The sequence below is a fragment of the Grimontia sp. THUN1695 genome, assembly GCF_059704325.2.
Genome location: NZ_AP046577.1, coordinates 1,450,046 through 1,469,148 on the forward strand (window position 1 = coordinate 1,450,046; position 19,103 = coordinate 1,469,148).

Genomic DNA, 19,103 nt, shown 5'->3' on the forward strand with positions numbered 1-19,103 from the left:
AAGAAAAACAGCGCCAGTTTTTGGCGCTGTTTTTGTGTCGCAATAATTTACTTTACGCGGACTTGATTCTTAACATATCACTCAACCCCAGCTTGCCGAAAATCGCGTCATAATGGACGAAATTAGGGATCCGGGTGTGGTGCTGTACTTTGGTGCCAACGGCAACAAATTCATAACCCAGGGTACTGGTTGCCATCTTATCCCACTCGCCATCACCAAAATAAACACGTCGACTGAACGTTGCCCCCGAATCCTGTTTGGCCCGAAAAGCCGCCAGCGCCATAATCTCACTGCGTGTTATCGCATCTGAACACGACGCAAAGCTCACGCCAGTAATATCAAAGCCTGCTGCCCTGAGCTTAATTTTTGCCGATTCTTCCCAGCCACCGGTGGCTATTGCCAGCACGACATTGGGATGTGCTTTCATATCATTTACAAACTCGATGGCACCGGGTGTGGCAACTAAGCCATTGCTGTTTGACGAAATATATACGCGCAGTTTTTGCAAAAACAATGATTTCACTTCGCGTAAGATGCGCATTCTATCTTGACGCACACCCTGCTGTTCAATCAATTCTTCCAACACGCCAACATCGGTAACATGGGTAAACGCCCCCCAATCATCCGTCAACTCGATGCCCATCACTTCTTCTATGGCTGAGCGAAAACAATCAGAGTCAAAATCATAGCTGTCGATCAGTGTGCCATCGACATCCAACATAAACAGGTTCATTAGCGCTATTCCTCAAATCCGGGATACAGACACAACCTCAAGGCTGATTTGAATTTGCGCTCGGCGGTTCCTCCCGCGCAATGCGAACATTGTATTTACAAACACAACATCCAAACAACATTCATTGTTGATATCTAGAGATAGTAGACGCACATCAACAATAGCGCACAGGGTAACACGGAATTGTGACGTAGGGATGGCTGTTGATGACACGCCCTCCCTATCATAGACAGAGGTGAAATTTTGATAACTATAACGAGATAACCGATGTGATCACTCCGATAGAAAATTGTGCGATTCAATGCTAGAAAGTGCCACATTGAGCATAGTTGGAAACCCATTACAACATGTTTTATGTAGAGAAAAAAATGTCGTCAAAAGAGTGTCTGTCAAGACTTGAAGATCACAGGATATAGTGGTTTGATCTGCGCCCTGCCAAATCGGGACACAACATAGTGGCCTTCGCTCAAAAAGACGGCAATACTTTCGAGGTGCAATTCATAATGGCTAAAACCAAGTCAGCTTCTGATATCGAATCCACAGGCGTTCTCGCCATTCCCTACCAAGCTACGTCGATGGAAATCTGGGACAGTAAATACCGCCTGAAAAGCAAACACGGTGAAGCAATCGATAAGACACTGGATGATACCTTCAAACGTGTTGCCCGTGCACTTGCTGATCTCGAAGAAAAAACTGTACGCGAAAAATGGTACAACGAGTTTTTGTGGGCGCTTCGTCACGGTGCTATTCCAGCGGGTCGTATCACGTCTAACGCTGGCGCTTTCGAGCACAAGCCTGCAACCTCGACCATCAACTGTACAGTGAGCGGTACCATTGAAGATTCAATGGACGACATTCTGGGTAAAGTCCATGAAGCTGGCCTGACCCTGAAAGCCGGTTGCGGTATCGGTTATGACTTCTCTACCCTGCGTCCACGCGGTGCATTCGTTTCAGGTGCTGGTGCTTACACCTCGGGCCCACTGTCGTTCATGGATATCTACGACAAGATGTGCTTCACCGTCTCTTCTGCTGGTGGCCGTCGCGGCGCGCAGATGGGCACCATGGATATTCGTCACCCTGATGTGATGGAATTTATCCGTGCCAAGCGTGAAGATGGCCGTCTGCGTCAGTTCAACCTGTCACTGCTGATCACTGAAGAGTTCATCGAAGCCGTAAAAAATGACGGCGAATGGCAACTGATCTTCCCTGTTACCGAGAAAGAAGCACGTCAGGATGGCACCGACCTGTATAACGATAACAACATCGTATGGGCTGACTGGCCAAGCAAAGAAGGTCTGGTAGAAGACGACCAAGGCCGCGTTGCATGTAAGATTTACCGCACCATGCCTGCACGTAACCTGTGGAACGTGATCATGTCGTCCACTTACGATTACGCGGAGCCTGGTTTTATCCTGATCGATAAAGTGAACCAGATGAACAACAACTGGTTCTGTGAAGACATTCGCGCAACCAATCCATGTGGTGAGCAGCCTCTGCCGCCTTACGGCGCATGTCTGCTGGGTTCGGTGAACCTGACGAAATTCGTTCGCGATCCGTTCACTGAGAATGCACGCTTCGACTGGGAGATGTTCCGCAAAGTCGTGGCTATTTTCACCCGTATGCTGGACAACGTGGTTGAAATCAACCAGTTGCCACTGGAAAAGCAGCGTGAAGAGATCCAGACCAAACGCCGTCACGGCATGGGCTTCCTGGGCCTGGGTTCAACCCTGACCATGCTGCGCCACAAATACGGCAGTGCGGCATCTATCGCTTTCACCGAGCAGATTGCACAGGAAATGGCGATCACCGGCTGGGAGCAGGCGGTTGAACTGGCTGCTGAAAAAGGCCCAGCGCCAGTGATGGAACAGGAGTTCGAAGTCACACCTAAGATGATGCGCCAGCGCCCTGAAATGGCCAAAGACGGCATCAAGGTGGGTGACAAAGTGAAAGGGAAAGTCCTGCACGCCAAATACAGCCGTTATATGCAGCAAATCGGCGAAGTGCGCCCTGACCTGATTGAGAAGCTGGTTGAAACCGGTGGCCGTTTCACCCACCACAGCTCAATCGCACCTACAGGCACAATTTCGCTGTCGCTGGCGAACAACGCAAGTAATGGCATCGAGCCTAGCTTTGCCCATCACTACACCCGTAACGTGATCAAGCCGGGCAAGAAGTCAAAAGAAAGCGTTGACGTGTTCAGCTTCGAGTTGCTGGCCTATCGCGAGCTTATCAATGAGAAGGCGATGCCATACAGCACCAAAGAAGAGGAACAACTGCCGGAGTACTTCATCACTGCTGACGACATCACGCCAAGCCAGCACGTTGAAGTTCAAGCAGCCGCGCAGCGTTGGATTGATTCTTCTATCTCGAAGACAGCCAATGTTCCGACTGACTTCCCGTTTGAGGACTTCAAAGACATCTATATGAATGCCTATGACAAGGGACTGAAAGGCTGTACGACGTTCCGCTTCAACCCTGAAGTCTTCCAGGGCGTGCTGGTGAAAGAAGAAGATCTGGAAAACACCACGTACGTTTTCACGCTGGAAGATGGCAGCACTTTTGAAGCCAAGGGTAATGAAAAGGTTGAGTACGACGGCGAAGTACACACCGCAGCCAACCTTTATGATGCCCTGAAAGAAGGCTACTACGGTAAGTTCTAACCGCCAATAGACATGAAAAGAGGTGGTGATACCGCCACCTCTTGAAACAAAGAAGTAATTCGTTATGACACGTAAAATTGAAAGCAAAATCGTTGCATACAAAGTAAAAAGCAAAGAAGCCGCACAGGAAGTTCCGGTAACCCCTGTTGTTGAAACACCTATGCTTGAAACCATGCACGAAGAAATGCCACGCCCGGAAAAACTGCTGGGGTCAACCTACAAGCTGAAGACACCTGAGCATGTTTCTGAGCACTCGCTGTTTATCACCATCAACGATGTGGTCCTTAACGAAGGCACCGATCACGAAGTGCGCCGCCCGTTCGAGATCTTCATCAACAGTAAAAGTCTGGAACACTACCAGTGGATTGTCGCGTTAACCCGCATCATTTCTGCGGTGTTCCGTAAAGGCGGTGACTGCACCTTCCTGGTAGAAGAGCTGCGTTCAGTGTTCGATCCGAAAGGCGGTTACTGGAACAAAGGGAAATATGTGCCATCCCTGATTGCTGAAATCGGCAATGTGATTGAGCAGCACCTGATGGAAATCGGCCTGCTGAAAAACCCTGAGATGGACGAGCACCAGAAAGCATTTCTTGAAGCCAAACGTGCAGAAAACGCAGCTAAAGAAAGCGTGAAAGAAGAAGCGCCAGAAAATACCGGCTTCCCGCCAAGCGCAACACTTTGTTATAAATGCCACAACAAAGCCGTGATCGTGAAAGACGGCTGCCAGACCTGTCTAAACTGCGGTGATTCTAAGTGCGGTTAACCCGCCGACGTTATCGATTGAAGGCTTCCCGGTGGAAGCCTTTTTGTTTCCTATCATTCCCTCGTTCAACTTTTTCGAATAATCACCCCAGTTTTTTCTGCTATTTTAGATTTAGCCAACCTTCTATACTCTGCTCCAACACGATAAAACACGTGAAAATCATATAATTTAGGAGCGAATAATGGCGAATGTTCTGGTGTTGAAATCAAGCATCCTTGGCGAGTACTCTTCTTCAACAAAGCTGATCGACCTGATGACAGAACAATTCAGCGATGACACCTTTGTCATTGAGCGCGATCTCGCTGTGCATCCTATTCCTGTTTTAGATGGTGAATTAGCGATGGGACTACGCGGCGCAGAAAACCCATCGCCACGACAATTGGACGCATTAGCGTTGTCTGATCAATTGATTAATGAAATCAAGACAAGCGATACGCTGGTGATTGCCGCGCCGATGTACAACTTCAACATTCCCACCCAGTTGAAAAACTGGATCGATTTTATTGCCCGTGCCGGTGTGACGTTTTCCTACACAGAAAACGGCCCGCAAGGCCTGTTGACTGGCAAGAAAGCGATCATCGTTACCACCCGTGGCGGGATGCATGTCGGCCAGTCCAGTGATCACATCACAGGTTACCTGAAAACAGTACTGGCCTTTGTGGGTATTACCGACGTGCAGTTTGTGTACGCGGAAGCGCTCGCCATGGGCGAAGAACTTGCAAAAGCATCGATGGAGAAAGCGACCAACGAGCTGATGGCGCTGGTTTCCTGATTTACACTCTACTGCTAACTTAAATGTCCTATATAGGGTGCCCTTAGGTTTGCAACATCAAGGGCTCTTTTTATCCTCTTGGCATTCATCGTTTCTCATTTGCGATCAGTGTTTTCCCGCAGTTAAAACTAAGAGATCCAGATACTCATGTTCTGTGAGGTTCAGCGGCCTTATCGGGTTAGCATTGTGCCAGACAGCATGATCATCATTTTTGACAAACTTTTGCAGATTATATGAACACCACAAAACCAAAACACGCACAGATAAACCGCATTAAGAGAATTTAAAGCATAAAATCTCGTGTTATTTGATCTGTACCAAATTACCAAAACCTAACTTGAGAGGTTGTACACGAACCTAACGCTTTCATTCAGCTAACATTCATGTTCCATAGGTATTCTATTGTTGTGGGCGCCCCTAAAGACAACCAAGAGGTAAGTAAATGGGAAGAATGTTTAAGGCGCTGATTATTGTTCCAATTCTGGCTATTCGTGTTCCAGCATATGCCGATCAGCCTGACGTAAAGCCCCTCCCTGAACACCAACGCTTAGCCTATGAGCAAACTCAGCCTCACCAAGCACTAGCGGAACTGCTCGCGATCCCTTCATTCCGGGCCAGCCATGTGGCGCAACCTTTTTCTGATCTTGATGCCTTGTACCAGGCTGCACCTGACGCACAGCAAGAGCTAGAAACACTGGCTGCGAAGATTGCCCAATCAGTTAACGGCAACGTGCTGAGTACTGGGCTGAAAGGCAAAGCGCGCGCAACAGAAAAAGTGATGAAAGAGCTTGGGGGCGATGCGTCGTTGCTAACAGATATCGTCCGCATTACTGTGGAAACAGACTCTATCGGTTCACTGAACAAGGCTTATGAGCATTTAGCTGCAAATACCCAGACGGTGGAAGTGATTAACCGTTTTCACTTCCCTCAACCTTCTGGTTATCGCGACCTCAAAGTGTTGGTCACCTTGCCAGAAAGCAAACTCATTGCCGAAGTTCAATTTCACCTTCGTGCCATCTCTGAAATCAAAAATGGCCCCGAGCATTATATCTATGAACAAATTCAAAGTATTGAACGTCATGCAGCATCAGAAGGGCGTGCATTGAATGACATCGAAGTGGTAAAAATTGAGAAGCTCCGTGCCGAGTCACGAAAGATGTACCAATTGGCATGGGCGCAATACCAGCCGCTGGGTATGGTGGTCTAAACAGCCAAGGGCGGTTCATCCGCCCTTTTTACCGTTTTAATGGCTGGTTGAATTGATCAGTACATATCAAACTGCGTGATGTCGACATGCTCACCATTGAGTTCAACAAAACTCTGTGCGGGCACACTGTTCCAATGTTGTATGTCTGACTCATAGGGCTCTGAGGCTAACACTACCCCACCGTCAAGAGGTTTAAAAAACAAGGTGGGGGGCACGCCAGTCGACGCATACCGTAGTCCCCAGAACTTTGTACCATCACTCATGCATAAGGAGGCCTTAAAGGGATCAACAATTCCCTTTGCCCGCAATTCAGCCTCAACTCGCGCGATAACTCTCTTCAATGCGCCTTTGGGCGACGCTGCCAACCCATCTTGCAACAGCAAGAGGAAGACAAGTTCACTGTCCGTTGTCCCTTTCCGTTTCAGGTAATATTTCTCTTCCAGTTGCCTCTCAAGATTGAATCTCACCCGCTCAAACGCCGGGATTTGTCCATTGTGCATAAACAGCCACTGATCGACATTAAACGGATGGCAATTCTCCCGTGACGTGTTGGTACCGGTAGATGCCCTGACATGGGCCATAAAACGGTGGGATCTCACGTGTCTTGACAGCGAATGAAGATTAGCATCAGACCAAGCAGGAAGCACCTCGCGATAAAGTGCCGGGGTTTCTTTTTCCCCATACCAAGCCACGCCAAAGCCGTCTGCATTTACTGCTGTCACAGCTTTACTGGCTTCCATACTTTGCATCACCAATGAATGGTTGGGCTGATGCAACATCTCATCCAAAAAACAAGGCACTCCCTGATACGCTAACCACCTACACACGGTAATCTCCTTATTAGAGGCTGTTGACCTTTGGTGATGATTTTTAGTATGACCCAGAACAGGGAAATTGCCTTTTAATATCACACGGTTATTGTTTTTATCAGCCGGGATGCCCATCCACTCTTGCTTTGAACAGCATTGGGCCAAAGATCAACGCAAATGCACCGAAAGACATCCCCCAGCCAATCGTTGCAATGATAACCATAGTGCTCAGGTATTCTGGCCACAATGCAACACCTGCAACACGTGCAATGGTTGATACTGCCAGCAAGATAAACGCAAAGGCGAAGCGCGGCCCGTGGTAGATTGCCCTGCCAGTGTGTCCCATCGTCACGCGGGCAATCATCGACAGAATAACGCCCGCCATTGCGCCAATGGCAAACAGGTGGATTAAGGTGTGCGATACCCAGGGATTGGTGAGTGTAAAGGCCTTGAAAAGCAGCCCCAGAGGCAGCGCAAGGTAGAACAGATGAAGTGACCACACCAAAGGCTCAGATAATGACTTCACACCCTGCCAGCGCCACAAACGGGCCAACTGTGCAACACCGGCAACCAACAGCAGCGCCAGCTGAATGTTGGTATTAACCAACGGGAAGAAACACAGTACAGCAAGCAGAACCAAAGGCAGGTTCGCCAGAATATCCAGCCACAAAATAGGTTTTGCCTGCACCAGTTGATAGCGTTTCGCGGTGAAGAACGGAATCACCCGGCCACCCATAATGGAAATCAACAACATGTACCACCAGATCATGGCTTCCCAAAGCGCGCTTGAGGAAAAAGGTGGCATGCCTTTCACCGTGGCATAACTGGCAAAGTTAGCCATCATTGCCACCAGCAACATTGGGATGAAAAACAGGTTACGCCAACGTTTGGCGATCACCACCCGTAAACCGACTTCCCAACCCACCACCAACAAGAATGCCCCGTCAATCAATGCGATGACAGACAAAGGCGTATTTGTCCAGAACAGTATCCTTGGCAATAACCATAAGAAGACAATGACACAGAGCCTCCACCCCGAGGTCCCTTTCACACCCGTCCAGGTTTGAACTGCTGTCAGCAAAAAACCCGCGACTACAGCTAGCGCAAAACCAAATAACATTTCATGCACGTGCCACCAAAGTGGCGGAACATTGAGTGACGTCGTGGTACCGGTAGAAAATATCCATACCCATACCGAAACGGCAAACACGGCATACACGGATGCCATCAGAAAGAAAGGACGGAACCCCAAACGCAACACAGGCGGAATGCGCTCTTCTTTTGCTTTATCGACAATGTTGATCATGGTGCGGACAATCTCACAGCTTTAACATGCATAAATTATACATGTTAATGGGTAACAAAAAAGCATTGCTATATCTGATTGAAATTCAATAGATAACAAGAACAATCCGGCGAGTGTCCGCTTTTTGAAGTCGGGATCAGCTGCCTGATTTTGGATTAAGGACATCCTGGATGGTATCTGCCCACTTCCCTTTTGTTGATTTGCCTTGCGTTCTTTAGAGTGGTTGTCGGATACTTGCCAATACAAAATCGTTTATTCGCACCAGTAAAGCGACAACGATACTGAATTTAAAGGACTAAATCATGAGTCCTTGGACAATATAGAACACGTATGAATCATACCGAGCAACCGACATTCTTCTTCTTTGATTATGAGACATTTGGTACCAGCCCTGCCCTTGACCGGCCTTGCCAGTTTGCAGGCGTCAGGACAGACAAAGACTTCAATATCATTGGGGAACCGCTGGTAATTTACTGTCAGCCACCCAGCGACTACCTGCCGCAGCCTGAAGCCTGTCTGATCACAGGCATTACGCCGCAAACAGCAGTTAAACGTGGCTTGCCTGAGCCAGAATTTATCATGAAAATCCACGAGCAACTTTCAATGCCGGGAACCTGTGCGGTTGGGTACAACAATATCCGTTTTGATGATGAAGTTACCCGGTACACCTTGTATCGCAACTTCTTTGACCCTTACGGATGTAGCTGGCAAAACGGCAATTCGCGCTGGGATTTGCTCGATGTGATGCGTGCAGCTTATGCACTGCGGCCGGATGGCATTGAATGGCCCGTGAATGATGAAGGCAACATCAGTTTTAAGCTCGAGCACCTTTCTGTGGCCAATGGCATCGAACACAGCAACGCACACGATGCGATGGCCGATGTCCATGCGACCATTGAAATGGCGAAAAAACTGAAAGCAGCACAGCCGCGCCTGTTTGATTATCTTTATACCCACCGCAATAAAAACAAGCTGACAGCGCTGATTGATGTGGTTTCAATGAAGCCGCTGGTTCATGTGTCCGGTATGTTTGGTATTGAACGCGGGAACACCAGTTGGATTGTGCCTGTCGCCTGGCACCCAGACAACAAAAATGCAGTGATAGCGATTGATCTGGGGCGCGATCCCTCTCCCCTGTTTGATTTAGATGCAGATGCACTGCGTGAACGCCTCTACACCAAACACGCTGATCTGGCGCCTGATGAACTGCCGGTACCGGTTAAGCTCATTCACATCAATAAATGCCCGGTTCTGGCTGATGCCAAGACCTTGCGTCCGGAAGATGCTGCACGGCTTGGTATTGACCGGCAACAATGTCTGGAAAACCTAAAGAAACTTCAGGCACACCCGGAAATTCGCGAAAAGCTGGTCGCCCTTTATGCTGAAAAACCTGAACATGCTTCCTCCGGCAATGTGGATGCAGCGCTTTATGATGGCTTCTTTTCACCAGCAGATCGCTCAACCATGGATATCATCCGCCAGACCAAGCCAGAAAACCTGGCGGCGCTGGATATTCAGGTTTCCGATCCGCGAATCAAACCCCTACTGTTTCGCTATCGTGCCCGCAATTTCCCTTGGACACTGACTGACAGCGAGCAGAAACAATGGCATATACACCGCCGCGACTATTTTGAAGCGGAGCTGCCCGCGTACATGGCAAATCTCGAAGCACTGGCTGAAGCGAACCAAAACGACGAGAAAAAATTCGCCATACTGAAGTCGGTTTATCATTACATCGAATCGCTGGTGTCTTAAGCTTGATAAGCCCTAAGCCCGCTTACAGAGTGGTATTCGGCAAAAAACAAGCGCAATTTCAACCCAGTTCGAGTTGAACTTTTGTGATTTGAGTCCACACTTTTCTTATAAGAGATCGCAGTGTGGATGATGAAATGGTCACAAAAGTCAACAGTCGCTGTTACCGGTTTTCAGAGGTGGATTTTGAGCCAGAAAGCCGCTCGTTGTATTGGCGGGACAGCAGTGTGACAACCCTGACTTATGAAGAGTGCCGTTTACTGGAAATGCTTTGTTATCATGCAGGTGAAGTGCTTTCGGCCCGGGTGTTATACACTGCAACCTCCCTGCCCGACTCTTCTTTTTCACAACACCAGAACAGTATTTGCTCACTGCTGGCGAAAGCATACCTGCAGGGTGAAAAAGTACTGCCGCTCGACGTCGTTGGTGACCACGGGTACCGCATAGCGTTACCTCAAAAAACGTATCAACGCCAGCAAGAATTACCACTGGATCCCTCTACGCCTGACGAATTGGACATCAACATCGACGATATTGTGGCTGGCAGCGAGTCTAATTCAAAAACACACCTCGCCTTTATTGGTGCATTAGCAGCACTGATTACCATTGCAGGCAGCGCTGTTTATTTCCTGTAATGCCTACCTGTAGTCTCCACCGGTAAACATAATTAAATTTCAACCTATCCGATCATACTCACGTGTGATCTTCTTCAAGTTTTTCAAAGCATCGTCACCTAACTCGTAGTAAAATAATCCCCCTATCGGCTTTCTAAACATTGCAGGTACGTCAAGTGAACTACTTTATCGGCTTTGTACTGATTGCATGTTATTACGCAATCGGCAGCGTTCTGACCTCGCTGCTTCACCTCCCATTTCCGAGTAGTATCCTGAGCATGCTGTTGCTTTTCGTTAGTCTCACTACGGGCATCGTTCCGGGAAGGTGGGTCAAAGAGGCCTGCACAATCCTTATCATGATCATGCCACTGTTTTTTATTCCGGCCAGCATGGGATTGATGGACCACTTCCAGCTTGTTCTCTCTGATTCCCTGCCTTTGCTTGGTGCAACCATCGTTAGTTCAATTTTGGTTCTGGTGGTGATGGCAAAACTGCTGGATAAACCGAAGGAGGATCAATAAGCCATGTGGATGCTAGCCACCCTCATTGTCTATTTTCTGGTCAGACAGATTGCCCTAAGGTTCCGCCACCCGATATTCAACCCATTATTGATGAGCTTGATGGTGTTAATGCCCTGGGTCATTTACAGCGGCGACAGTTATCAAACCTACTTCGAACAAAACAAAGCGATCCACTTCATGTTAGGCCCGGCAGTCATTGCATTGGCGTATCCACTTTATGAGCAACTCCATGTCATCAGAAGACACTGGAAAACCATCCTTGTCGCCTGTACGTGTTCAAGTTTGGCTTCGATGATAGCTGGCGTGTTTTTCGCGCTCTGGACAGGAGGAAGCATGCAAATTGCTGCTTCTGTACTGCCAAAATCTATCTCCACACCTTTTGCATTGAGCACAGCCGCGAACATTGGAGGAATACCCGCGGTAACTGCAGCACTGGTTGTGGTGGCAGGTTTGTTCGGTGCATTGATTGGATACCCCCTTCTTAATCTTCTAAACGTGAAATCAACACTGGCACGGGGGCTGTCGATTGGTGCAGTATCCCATGCGATTGGCACCGCAAAGGCCGCAGAATCCAATTATCAGGAAGGGGCGATGAGCTCGCTGGCGCTGGTGATATGCGGCATTATTACCACGATTCTGGCGCCTTTCGTTTTCACGCTTATTGAACTGGTTATTGGTCACACCACAATATGACTGACTTCAAATGAAATCGAAATCATGTGAGTTCACTCTAATTTATGCAATGGCTATTCAAGTTACACCAATTAAGTGATTAAAGTCACATTAACACATCTTGCGTTCACATTAGAATACTCTCCCATAGAACGAATATTGGAGCGATCATGCGAGCTAGCGTTCAGGAAGCCATTCAAGCTTTCCCCTCTCCACTGAAAGAAGCAGTGACAAAGATTGTCTCTGCACCAACATTTGATGCCACTATCAGCGCGCAAGACTTTGCCGCCCTGTTGGAAGAAACCGGCCTGTCAGACAAAGAGGCGCGTGTTGCCCTGCTTCCTATCGCAGCTGCGTATTCTGTTGCCCCTATTTCAAGGTTTTACGTCGGCGCTATTGCACGCGGTGAGTCTGGCCGTCTTTACCTGGGGGCGAACATGGAATTTGAAGGTGTTCAGTTGAATGCTTCCGTTCATGCCGAACAATCCGCCATTAGCCATGCCTGGTCGAAAGGTGAAAAAGGCCTGACCGACATCACCATCAACTACAGCCCATGCGGTCATTGCCGCCAGTTTATGAATGAGCTTAAAGGCGCGGACAAACTGGAGATCCAACTGCCGGAGCGCGATCCTAAACTGCTCCATGCCTATCTGCCTGAAGCATTTGGCCCGACAGATTTAGGCATCGACCAGCCACTGCTCACCCAAGTAAACCATGGGCTGGTTACCGAAGAAGCCGATGAACTGGTGAAGGCGGCGGTTGAAGCAACCAACCACAGTCATGCGCCTTATACCCGTAACCTCAGTGGTGCAGCTATCCGTGATAACAAGGGCAACATCTACAGCGGGATGTACGCGGAAAATGCCGCATTCAACCCAAGCCTGCCTCCGCTTCAAGTAGCACTGAACATCATGAATCTGGCCAATGTGCCCTTGAGCGAGATTAAAGACGCGGTATTGGTCGAAACCGCCAACGCGAGCATCAGTCACCTGCAAGACACACAGGCCATGCTGGAAGCAATAAACCCCGATATTCCGCTGAGTTATCTGGCGCTTTAACCCTCTGACAGCGGTGAAATAGCAAGAAAGCGCTGGATATTCCCAGCGTTTTTGCGTTTTCTTCTTCCCATGTGCAATTTTTTCGCTAGTATCTGAACACTTTTTCTCTTTCCTGAATGCTCATGAGCCAAAATCACAACCCTCTTTTAGGCGCAAGCTGGATGTTAACAGCCGGCTTATGCTTTGCGATGGTTAACAGCCTTGCCCAGTACGTCAGTTTCAAGATGCAACTGCCTTCAACAACAGTCGCCTTTATCCAGTACTTTACTGCGTTGATTGCCATGTTTCCCTGGTTAAAAACCATGGGGATTCGCCAGGCGCTCAAAACAGAGCATTTTGGTATGCACTGCCTGCGGGTCTTTTTCTCTGTGATTGGTATTCAGCTTTGGCTTTGGGCTCTGGCTTATCCCGTACCTATCTGGCAAGGCATTGCGCTGTTAATGACCTCTCCCCTTTTTGCAACCATTGGTTCTGGTCTTTTTCTGGGTGAACGCGTAGGCGGTGCGCGCTGGTTTGCAACACTAAGCGGTTTTGTCGGCGCCATGATCATTCTTGAACCCTGGGCCGACGACTTCAACTGGGCGACGCTGCTGCCCGTCGGTGCCGCTTTCTTCTGGGCAACTTATTCCTTGATGGTGAAAAAGCTTTCCCACCACGACTCGCCCACCACCATGGTGGTTTATCTACTGCTGCTCATTACCCCCTTCAACCTGCTTCTGGCTGCGCCGGAATGGACGTTACCCAATGGGCAGACAGTGTGGTTAATGCTGTTGGGCGCCGGTCTGCTGACCGCGCTGGCACAGTGGGCGATAGCCAAAGCGTATGCGGTTGCCGATGCCTCATTTGTCCAACCTTTTGACCATGCGAAACTGCCGCTGAACGTGCTGTTTGGCTTTCTGGTGTTCGGCTGGGTGCCGCCGGGGCGTCTGTGGCTTGGTGCGGCTATCATTATTGCCGCGGTTTTCTTTATTACCCACTGGGAAACGCGCAGACCGTCAAAACGCTAAATCACACGGTATACCCTCTTTTTAAACCGTCCGGTCCCGGGCGGTTTTTTATTATCTCCTCCCTCTTACGAATGCGCATTCTGTATACCTTCACACCACAAACAAACGATTGCGCAATCGTTTGCTTTAAGTAGAATTGTCCAGTCATTGGAATAAATGGAAGAAAGTCATGATTGGTACTGCAACCCGCCCCGGCGCAACCCGCGTTCTGTTATTGGGCTCTGGTGAGCTCGGCAAAGAAGTGGCCATTGAATGTCAACGCTTAGGCATTGAAGTGATCGCATGCGACCGCTATCCCGATGCGCCCGCAATGCAAGTGGCGCACCGCAGCCATGTTATAGATATGCTGGACGGCGATGCGCTGGCCCAGATTATCGCCCAGGAGCAGCCAGATTATGTCGTCCCCGAAATCGAAGCCATCGCAACTGATCGATTGGTTGCTTTAGAGAAAACCGGTGTCAACGTGGTGCCGACTGCCCGTGCCACTCAGTTAACGATGAACCGTGAAGGTATTCGCCGTTTAGCCGCAGAAGAGCTCGATCTCCCAACCTCTCCGTATGCGTTCGCGGATACCCGGGAAGACTTCGAAAAAGCCATTGAAAATGTCGGCTTCCCCTGTGTTGTCAAGCCGGTAATGAGCTCCTCAGGTAAAGGCCAGAGCGTAGTAAGATCTCTCTCAGATGTCCAAAGCGCATGGGAATATGCACAAGAAGGTGGCCGCGCAGGACGGGGAAAAGTCATCGTTGAAGGATTTGTCGATTTCGATTACGAAATTACGCTCCTGACGGTCAGTGCCATTGACGGCATTCATTTCTGCGCCCCCATCGGTCACCGTCAGGAAGACGGAGATTACCGTGAATCCTGGCAGCCCCAGGCGATGAGCGAAAAAGCACGTAAAGCTGCCGAGGGTATTGCCCGAAAAGTCGTCACTGCATTGGGTGGTTATGGCCTGTTCGGGGTCGAACTGTTTGTCAAAGGCGACGAGGTGATGTTCAGCGAAGTCTCTCCACGTCCACATGACACCGGCATGGTCACGCTGATTTCACAGGATTTGTCTGAGTTTGCTTTGCATGTCCGCGCATTTCTGGGATTGCCCATCAACACTATCCGTCAATTCGGCCCGTCCGCTTCCGCAGTGATTCTCGCCGAGGGGACATCAACGAATGTCAGCTACCAGGGATTGTCTGAAGCGTTACGCCATACTGATAGCCAAATTCGCCTGTTTGGCAAACCGGACATCAATGGCCGCCGCCGAATGGGTGTGGCGCTGGCACGCGATAACAGCATTGATTCAGCCATCAATAAAGCAATTGCTGTTGCAGGCGCAGTTCAGGTTGATTTTTAGACTCTGTTAGCCTGAAAAAATAAACGCCACCGTTTTTCTCCGGTGGCGTTTTAATATTCTTATTCTGATGCGATTAGCCAAACTTCTTCAGCACAGAAACGCATGTCTTTTGCGCTTGAAGGTCTGTAGCAATCTTCGTTCCGATCCAGACGTGTGATCTTATAGCCATCGAATAGCTGGCGAACTTCCTCTTCAGGCACAGAAAAAGGAGGTCCATCCATTTGTTCCTGCGGATAATCCATCGTCACCAGTAAAATGCGACCACCGGGAGCAAGTAAAGACAACAGGCGTTCCGCGTACTGTTGGCGCATTGACGCAGGCATGGCGATCAGCGCTGCGCGGTCATAAATCAACGGATAAGAGCCCAAAGGCGCAGAAAAATAATCGCCGCTGTAAATAGACACTTCATCAAACTGGTACAACTTCATCGCGGGCCCGAGGGTTGTCACCGTTGGTGTATACAGATGCTCTGAGAAGAAAGCGCGCACCGCAATTTCGCTCAGCTCCACCCCCACCACCTCATCATGCTTGGACGCCAACCAGCTTAAATCTATCGACTTCCCGCACATGGGGACAAACACAGTTTCATCCCGTTTGGGGCGCAGTTGCTGCCAGTACTTAACCAATAACGGATTGGTATCGGTAAGGTGAAAGCCAATACGGTTCTCTGCCCATCGGCTGTGCCAGAATTCGTGATCCATCTTTTATTCTCTATCAATAGGGTCTGTTGACCTTAAGCCAAGGTGGCATCTTAGCAACCGATTCGCCAAGGAAAAACCTCTTTTGCTTCTCCCCTCAACCAATCATTTCCGTGATCAACTTCGCGATGTTTTTCACTTTTCTATTGTTTTTTGACGAGTTCATAATTACTGTATACAAACACAGTATTGGATGTTCATACAGGAAATAATGATGAAACCGTCTTTTGCATTCAACCAATCCGCCAGCCACCCCAACACGAATTGCTCGATTGTCAGGACACACTATGCCCGTTTAGCTACTGGAACACGGTGTTACAGGCAAGCACGCAAAAGTACCGTGGATCATTTACAGGTTTCCTATGATTTAATTTCGGTGAATGTCTACCAGAACAACCTGAGTGAGCTGGCGTATCTGTTGAGATTGCTAAAGCCTTTGTCAGAGAATCACAAATGGATCACCTTGATCGCACCGCCAGCAAATTTTTCATTGTCTCTTTTTACCCAAGCGGGTATTGACCAATCTCAGATCCGAATTGCGCGCCCAACCGCTTCCCATAATGCGGCGGCATTGATGGCAAAAGCTCTGGAGTCTGACACGTCGGCTGCTGTCATTGGTTTTGGTCATTTCAGTCAGTTTACCAATATCATTGCCAATCAACCGGAACCACATACCCCAAGTTTTGTGATTTCTGGTATTCCTGAACAACTGCATTAATGATGACGGTAAGCAGCTCTTTGGGGATGGCGTTTAGGCTTAAATTCGCACAGATTCAAAAGCTAACCTGAAGGAAGTCTTGATCTCCCCGAAATGGGGTAATGATCGCGCTGGTTTTATGTCGGATTTTCTCCAGTTCATCAACATCCAGCGCATAAGGAAGAAAAACATGCAGCACCACAATATGCTGTTTTCTGGCTTCTTCCACCAGTGTGATGATATTTGACACGTCACTGTAGATTGAAGACAACGAGCGTGTTACTGAAGGCATGAATGCTTCGTTTGGAAAAAACCAGCCCGAAAGCTGGTTGATAAAATGTTTGGTGGGCGAACTGTTACAGCGCTTTGTACAACACCTTGTTGCCTGTCTGAACACGCTCAACAATCCCTTCTTCGCTCAATTTCTTCAGTGCACCGGTTGCCCATGAAGCGGCTTTCGCTTCTTCTTGGCCGGCTGCCAGACCAATGGCTTTAGGGTTGATGCCGTCAGCATTCTGGCGAACGATGTCCAGAACTTGTTGCTGCTTTGGCGTCAGTGAAACGCTCACAGCTTTTGGTGCGGCTTCCGTTTTTTTCTGCTCAACTGCCGGTTTAGCTGTGTTAGTGGCTTTCACCGGGACGTCTTTTTTCTCAACAACGGCGGCAGATTTACCTGCTTTGATATGTTTTTGAAGCTTAAGCTGAACTTTGCGTTTATGAGAGATTTTCATTAAATCGTCCTACTCCGACGTAATGCATGGCAATATACCGACAGCAATCAAAAGCGAATTGCTGAAAAAAGCCTGTTTAGGAATGCGTTGACTTCCGAAACTGGCCTGTACTCTTTAATCCGGTATACAGCAGGGTTAAAAACAAAGCGCGTCTTATATCAAAATTCCATGCCGTTTTGTAGCACTAACCGGAATCGGCAATACAAAGTTGAGCCAACTATCAGAAACTCTGTACTATTTTGTTTGCATTTCGACCAAGGAATTTAGGATAGCTCGGCGTGATCGATCTAAGCTTTACGAATGTACTACAGGAAATATAGCACACAGTGAGTAAACGATTGCTGATCTATCCTCCGCACCAACCTGTGGGTAAGTTTTTCCGCATTGCTGTCTTGTTACTGGCGATGGTGGTCGTCACACTTATTCTTATGAATCCGCAGGTAAAACCCGTGCCTGCGCTTATCGGCCTGTTTTTGCTTGGCTCACTCGGTATGTATATCGGTTACATCATCGACCAGCAACGGCTCTCTTTCTCTCTCTCTGCCATGCATATCCAGCACCATACCCCAAAGGGAGGGTGGAGCGTAAAGTGGCATAATATCAATCAGATAGGTGTTCCTTCCGTGTCTCATGAAGGCTGGCATCAGCCCTTGCCTTGGTTCGGTATAAAGCTGAAGGATTATGAGCCATTCCTAGAGGGGATCAGTTATCGCCTGGCAGGACACATCATTATGGAGCAACGTGGGTTGCTTCTCAGTGCCTATCGCAGGGCTGAAGAACCAATGAGCAATAAGCTTGAAGATATGATGTTTGATGACACTCCGTATGTGTCGTCCCGTGGCAAAGTATACAAAGGATTGGTTGCCATGCTGGCTAACCGGATGAAATACACGCGGGAATTATTGGGATACGATATTTTTGTCAGTGCAGACTTGCTGGACAGGCCGCTGGAAGATTTTGTTGGCCTGACACGTCAATATCTGGCATCTGCGGGCAGCGAGCCCGCAGCGGGTTAAACACCTGTTTATTGCCTGATTCTGTTACCAGATAGGCATATTGTCAGCAACATACGGGTTCTGCTGGCGCTCAATACCAAATGTCGACGTCGGCCCGTGCCCCGGCACAAAAGTAATATCATTCCCCAAGGGGAAAAGCTTATCCTTGATGGAACTGATGAGTGTAGCGTGATCACCTTTCGGAAAATCCGTGCGACCGATACTGCCATTGAACAGTACATCCCCAACCCATGCGATACGGTCTTCTTCGCTGAACAATACAATATGCCCCGGCGTGTGGCCCGGTGTATGAATCACTTTCAATGTGCTCTCACCGATTGTCACTTCATCCCCATCTTCCAACCACTGGTCGGGTTCGAACGCTTCAGTTCGGGCAAAACCGAACATCTCGCTTTGGGCTGGCAACGCCTGAAGCCAGAATGCATCCTGCTTTTCCGGGCCAATCACAGGCACGTTATACGCTAAGCGCACCTCTTCAGTACCGCCAACATGATCCAGATGGCCATGGGTCAACAGCACTTTCGTCACTTTCACGCCAAGATCATTTACTTTGGCTACCAGCTTGGATACATCCCCCCCCGGATCGACCAATGCAGCTTCGTGGGTTTTATCACACCAAATGATAGAACAGTTTTGTTGAAACCCTGTCACGGGGACGATTTCGTACTTCAGAGCCATAAGAAAATCCGTATAAATGCAAAAATCTACGAAAGCATATCACGCTCACGTTTTCATTTTAACG

General features: G+C 48.7%; 20 protein-coding genes. 13 read left to right on the forward strand and 7 right to left on the reverse strand.

The features are described 5' to 3' along the window. Positions 1-52: 52 nt before the first annotated feature. Complete coding sequence (locus AC6IB1_RS10095; RefSeq protein ID WP_497568921.1) at positions 53-733, reverse strand: HAD family hydrolase; 681 nt, start codon at positions 731-733, stop codon at positions 53-55. A 503-nt stretch (positions 734-1,236) separates the two neighbouring features. Between AC6IB1_RS10095 and AC6IB1_RS10100 the strand changes: the two genes are divergently transcribed. The 4 genes from AC6IB1_RS10100 (at position 1,237) to AC6IB1_RS10115 (ending at position 6,135) form a co-directional block, all read left to right on the forward strand. Then, on the forward strand, positions 1,237-3,393 hold the full coding sequence (locus AC6IB1_RS10100; RefSeq protein ID WP_497568922.1) for an adenosylcobalamin-dependent ribonucleoside-diphosphate reductase: 2,157 nt from the start codon (positions 1,237-1,239) through the stop codon (positions 3,391-3,393). Between the two features lie 64 nt (positions 3,394-3,457). Beyond that, positions 3,458-4,156: a TSCPD domain-containing protein gene (locus AC6IB1_RS10105; RefSeq protein WP_497568923.1), complete on the forward strand. Its 699-nt coding sequence runs from the start codon at positions 3,458-3,460 to the stop codon at positions 4,154-4,156. A 181-nt stretch (positions 4,157-4,337) separates the two neighbouring features. Next, positions 4,338-4,928 (forward strand): FMN-dependent NADH-azoreductase, encoded by a 591-nt coding sequence (locus AC6IB1_RS10110; RefSeq protein ID WP_497568924.1) that lies wholly within the window; start codon positions 4,338-4,340, stop codon positions 4,926-4,928. Between the two features lie 442 nt (positions 4,929-5,370). Further along, complete coding sequence (locus AC6IB1_RS10115) at positions 5,371-6,135, forward strand: nucleotidyltransferase family protein (protein ID WP_497568925.1); 765 nt, start codon at positions 5,371-5,373, stop codon at positions 6,133-6,135. 56 nt (positions 6,136-6,191) lie between these two features. On the opposite strand, the gene AC6IB1_RS10120 is transcribed toward AC6IB1_RS10115, so the two are convergent. Further along, complete coding sequence (locus tag AC6IB1_RS10120) at positions 6,192-6,962, reverse strand: class II glutamine amidotransferase (RefSeq protein WP_497568926.1); 771 nt, start codon at positions 6,960-6,962, stop codon at positions 6,192-6,194. A gap of 100 nt (positions 6,963-7,062) precedes the next feature. After that, positions 7,063-8,250 carry an NnrS family protein gene (locus AC6IB1_RS10125; RefSeq protein ID WP_497568927.1) on the reverse strand — a complete coding sequence of 396 codons (1,188 nt, stop codon included), beginning with the start codon at positions 8,248-8,250 and terminating at the stop codon, positions 7,063-7,065. 330 nt (positions 8,251-8,580) lie between these two features. Between AC6IB1_RS10125 and sbcB the strand changes: the two genes are divergently transcribed. The 7 genes from sbcB (at position 8,581) to purT (ending at position 15,219) form a co-directional block, all read left to right on the forward strand. Continuing rightward, the gene (sbcB, locus tag AC6IB1_RS10130; protein ID WP_497568928.1) at positions 8,581-10,005 is read left to right on the forward strand and encodes an exodeoxyribonuclease I; all 1,425 of its coding nucleotides are present in this window, start codon (positions 8,581-8,583) and stop codon (positions 10,003-10,005) included. Between the two features lie 122 nt (positions 10,006-10,127). Continuing rightward, positions 10,128-10,637, forward strand: coding sequence for a winged helix-turn-helix domain-containing protein (locus AC6IB1_RS10135; RefSeq protein ID WP_497568929.1), 510 nt, complete (start codon positions 10,128-10,130; stop codon positions 10,635-10,637). Positions 10,638-10,792: 155 nt separating this feature from the next. Continuing rightward, the gene (locus AC6IB1_RS10140) at positions 10,793-11,137 is read left to right on the forward strand and encodes a CidA/LrgA family protein (RefSeq protein ID WP_497568930.1); all 345 of its coding nucleotides are present in this window, start codon (positions 10,793-10,795) and stop codon (positions 11,135-11,137) included. 3 nt (positions 11,138-11,140) lie between these two features. Next, positions 11,141-11,830, forward strand: coding sequence for an LrgB family protein (locus tag AC6IB1_RS10145; RefSeq protein ID WP_497568931.1), 690 nt, complete (start codon positions 11,141-11,143; stop codon positions 11,828-11,830). 149 nt (positions 11,831-11,979) lie between these two features. Further along, positions 11,980-12,867 carry a cytidine deaminase gene (gene cdd, locus AC6IB1_RS10150; RefSeq protein WP_497568932.1) on the forward strand — a complete coding sequence of 296 codons (888 nt, stop codon included), beginning with the start codon at positions 11,980-11,982 and terminating at the stop codon, positions 12,865-12,867. A 122-nt stretch (positions 12,868-12,989) separates the two neighbouring features. Beyond that, the gene (locus tag AC6IB1_RS10155) at positions 12,990-13,874 is read left to right on the forward strand and encodes an EamA family transporter (protein WP_497568933.1); all 885 of its coding nucleotides are present in this window, start codon (positions 12,990-12,992) and stop codon (positions 13,872-13,874) included. A 169-nt stretch (positions 13,875-14,043) separates the two neighbouring features. After that, positions 14,044-15,219: a formate-dependent phosphoribosylglycinamide formyltransferase gene (gene purT, locus AC6IB1_RS10160; RefSeq protein WP_497568934.1), complete on the forward strand. Its 1,176-nt coding sequence runs from the start codon at positions 14,044-14,046 to the stop codon at positions 15,217-15,219. A gap of 59 nt (positions 15,220-15,278) precedes the next feature. On the opposite strand, the gene AC6IB1_RS10165 is transcribed toward purT, so the two are convergent. Beyond that, positions 15,279-15,920 carry a thiopurine S-methyltransferase gene (locus tag AC6IB1_RS10165; protein WP_497568935.1) on the reverse strand — a complete coding sequence of 214 codons (642 nt, stop codon included), beginning with the start codon at positions 15,918-15,920 and terminating at the stop codon, positions 15,279-15,281. Between the two features lie 208 nt (positions 15,921-16,128). Here AC6IB1_RS10165 and AC6IB1_RS10170 point away from each other — a divergent pair, with 208 nt between their 5' ends. Further along, positions 16,129-16,635: a hypothetical protein gene (locus AC6IB1_RS10170; protein WP_497568936.1), complete on the forward strand. Its 507-nt coding sequence runs from the start codon at positions 16,129-16,131 to the stop codon at positions 16,633-16,635. Between the two features lie 55 nt (positions 16,636-16,690). Here AC6IB1_RS10170 and AC6IB1_RS10175 read toward each other — a convergent pair whose 3' ends face one another. Together AC6IB1_RS10175 and AC6IB1_RS10180 are read right to left on the reverse strand one after the other, a co-directional pair. After that, a complete protein-coding gene (locus tag AC6IB1_RS10175) occupies positions 16,691-16,906 on the reverse strand; it encodes a hypothetical protein (protein ID WP_497568937.1) in 216 nt (71 codons plus the stop codon). A gap of 64 nt (positions 16,907-16,970) precedes the next feature. Then, complete coding sequence (locus tag AC6IB1_RS10180) at positions 16,971-17,345, reverse strand: MarR family transcriptional regulator (RefSeq protein WP_497568938.1); 375 nt, start codon at positions 17,343-17,345, stop codon at positions 16,971-16,973. 326 nt (positions 17,346-17,671) lie between these two features. On the opposite strand from AC6IB1_RS10180, the gene AC6IB1_RS10185 reads away from it, so the two are divergent. Further along, on the forward strand, positions 17,672-18,361 hold the full coding sequence (locus tag AC6IB1_RS10185) for a DUF2982 domain-containing protein (protein ID WP_497568939.1): 690 nt from the start codon (positions 17,672-17,674) through the stop codon (positions 18,359-18,361). A gap of 24 nt (positions 18,362-18,385) precedes the next feature. Here the strand turns inward: AC6IB1_RS10185 and AC6IB1_RS10190 are convergent, their stop codons facing one another. Beyond that, on the reverse strand, positions 18,386-19,039 hold the full coding sequence (locus AC6IB1_RS10190; RefSeq protein ID WP_497568940.1) for an MBL fold metallo-hydrolase: 654 nt from the start codon (positions 19,037-19,039) through the stop codon (positions 18,386-18,388). Positions 19,040-19,103: the final 64 nt, after the last annotated feature.

What these genes read in the sequence shown, in the direction of transcription:
- AC6IB1_RS10095 (WP_497568921.1), bottom strand. Translation starts at nt 733, where the DNA reads ATGAACCTGTTTATGTTGGATGTCGATGGCACACTGATCGACAGCTAT.
- AC6IB1_RS10100 (WP_497568922.1), top strand. Translation starts at nt 1,237, where the DNA reads ATGGCTAAAACCAAGTCAGCTTCTGATATCGAATCCACAGGCGTTCTC.
- AC6IB1_RS10105 (WP_497568923.1), top strand. Translation starts at nt 3,458, where the DNA reads ATGACACGTAAAATTGAAAGCAAAATCGTTGCATACAAAGTAAAAAGC.
- AC6IB1_RS10110 (WP_497568924.1), top strand. Translation starts at nt 4,338, where the DNA reads ATGGCGAATGTTCTGGTGTTGAAATCAAGCATCCTTGGCGAGTACTCT.
- AC6IB1_RS10115 (WP_497568925.1), top strand. Translation starts at nt 5,371, where the DNA reads ATGGGAAGAATGTTTAAGGCGCTGATTATTGTTCCAATTCTGGCTATT.
- AC6IB1_RS10125 (WP_497568927.1), bottom strand. Translation starts at nt 8,250, where the DNA reads ATGATCAACATTGTCGATAAAGCAAAAGAAGAGCGCATTCCGCCTGTG.
- sbcB (WP_497568928.1), top strand. Translation starts at nt 8,581, where the DNA reads ATGAATCATACCGAGCAACCGACATTCTTCTTCTTTGATTATGAGACA.
- AC6IB1_RS10145 (WP_497568931.1), top strand. Translation starts at nt 11,141, where the DNA reads ATGTGGATGCTAGCCACCCTCATTGTCTATTTTCTGGTCAGACAGATT.
- cdd (WP_497568932.1), top strand. Translation starts at nt 11,980, where the DNA reads ATGCGAGCTAGCGTTCAGGAAGCCATTCAAGCTTTCCCCTCTCCACTG.
- AC6IB1_RS10155 (WP_497568933.1), top strand. Translation starts at nt 12,990, where the DNA reads ATGAGCCAAAATCACAACCCTCTTTTAGGCGCAAGCTGGATGTTAACA.
- purT (WP_497568934.1), top strand. Translation starts at nt 14,044, where the DNA reads ATGATTGGTACTGCAACCCGCCCCGGCGCAACCCGCGTTCTGTTATTG.
- AC6IB1_RS10165 (WP_497568935.1), bottom strand. Translation starts at nt 15,920, where the DNA reads ATGGATCACGAATTCTGGCACAGCCGATGGGCAGAGAACCGTATTGGC.
- AC6IB1_RS10170 (WP_497568936.1), top strand. Translation starts at nt 16,129, where the DNA reads ATGATGAAACCGTCTTTTGCATTCAACCAATCCGCCAGCCACCCCAAC.
- AC6IB1_RS10175 (WP_497568937.1), bottom strand. Translation starts at nt 16,906, where the DNA reads ATGCCTTCAGTAACACGCTCGTTGTCTTCAATCTACAGTGACGTGTCA.
- AC6IB1_RS10180 (WP_497568938.1), bottom strand. Translation starts at nt 17,345, where the DNA reads ATGAAAATCTCTCATAAACGCAAAGTTCAGCTTAAGCTTCAAAAACAT.
- AC6IB1_RS10190 (WP_497568940.1), bottom strand. Translation starts at nt 19,039, where the DNA reads ATGGCTCTGAAGTACGAAATCGTCCCCGTGACAGGGTTTCAACAAAAC.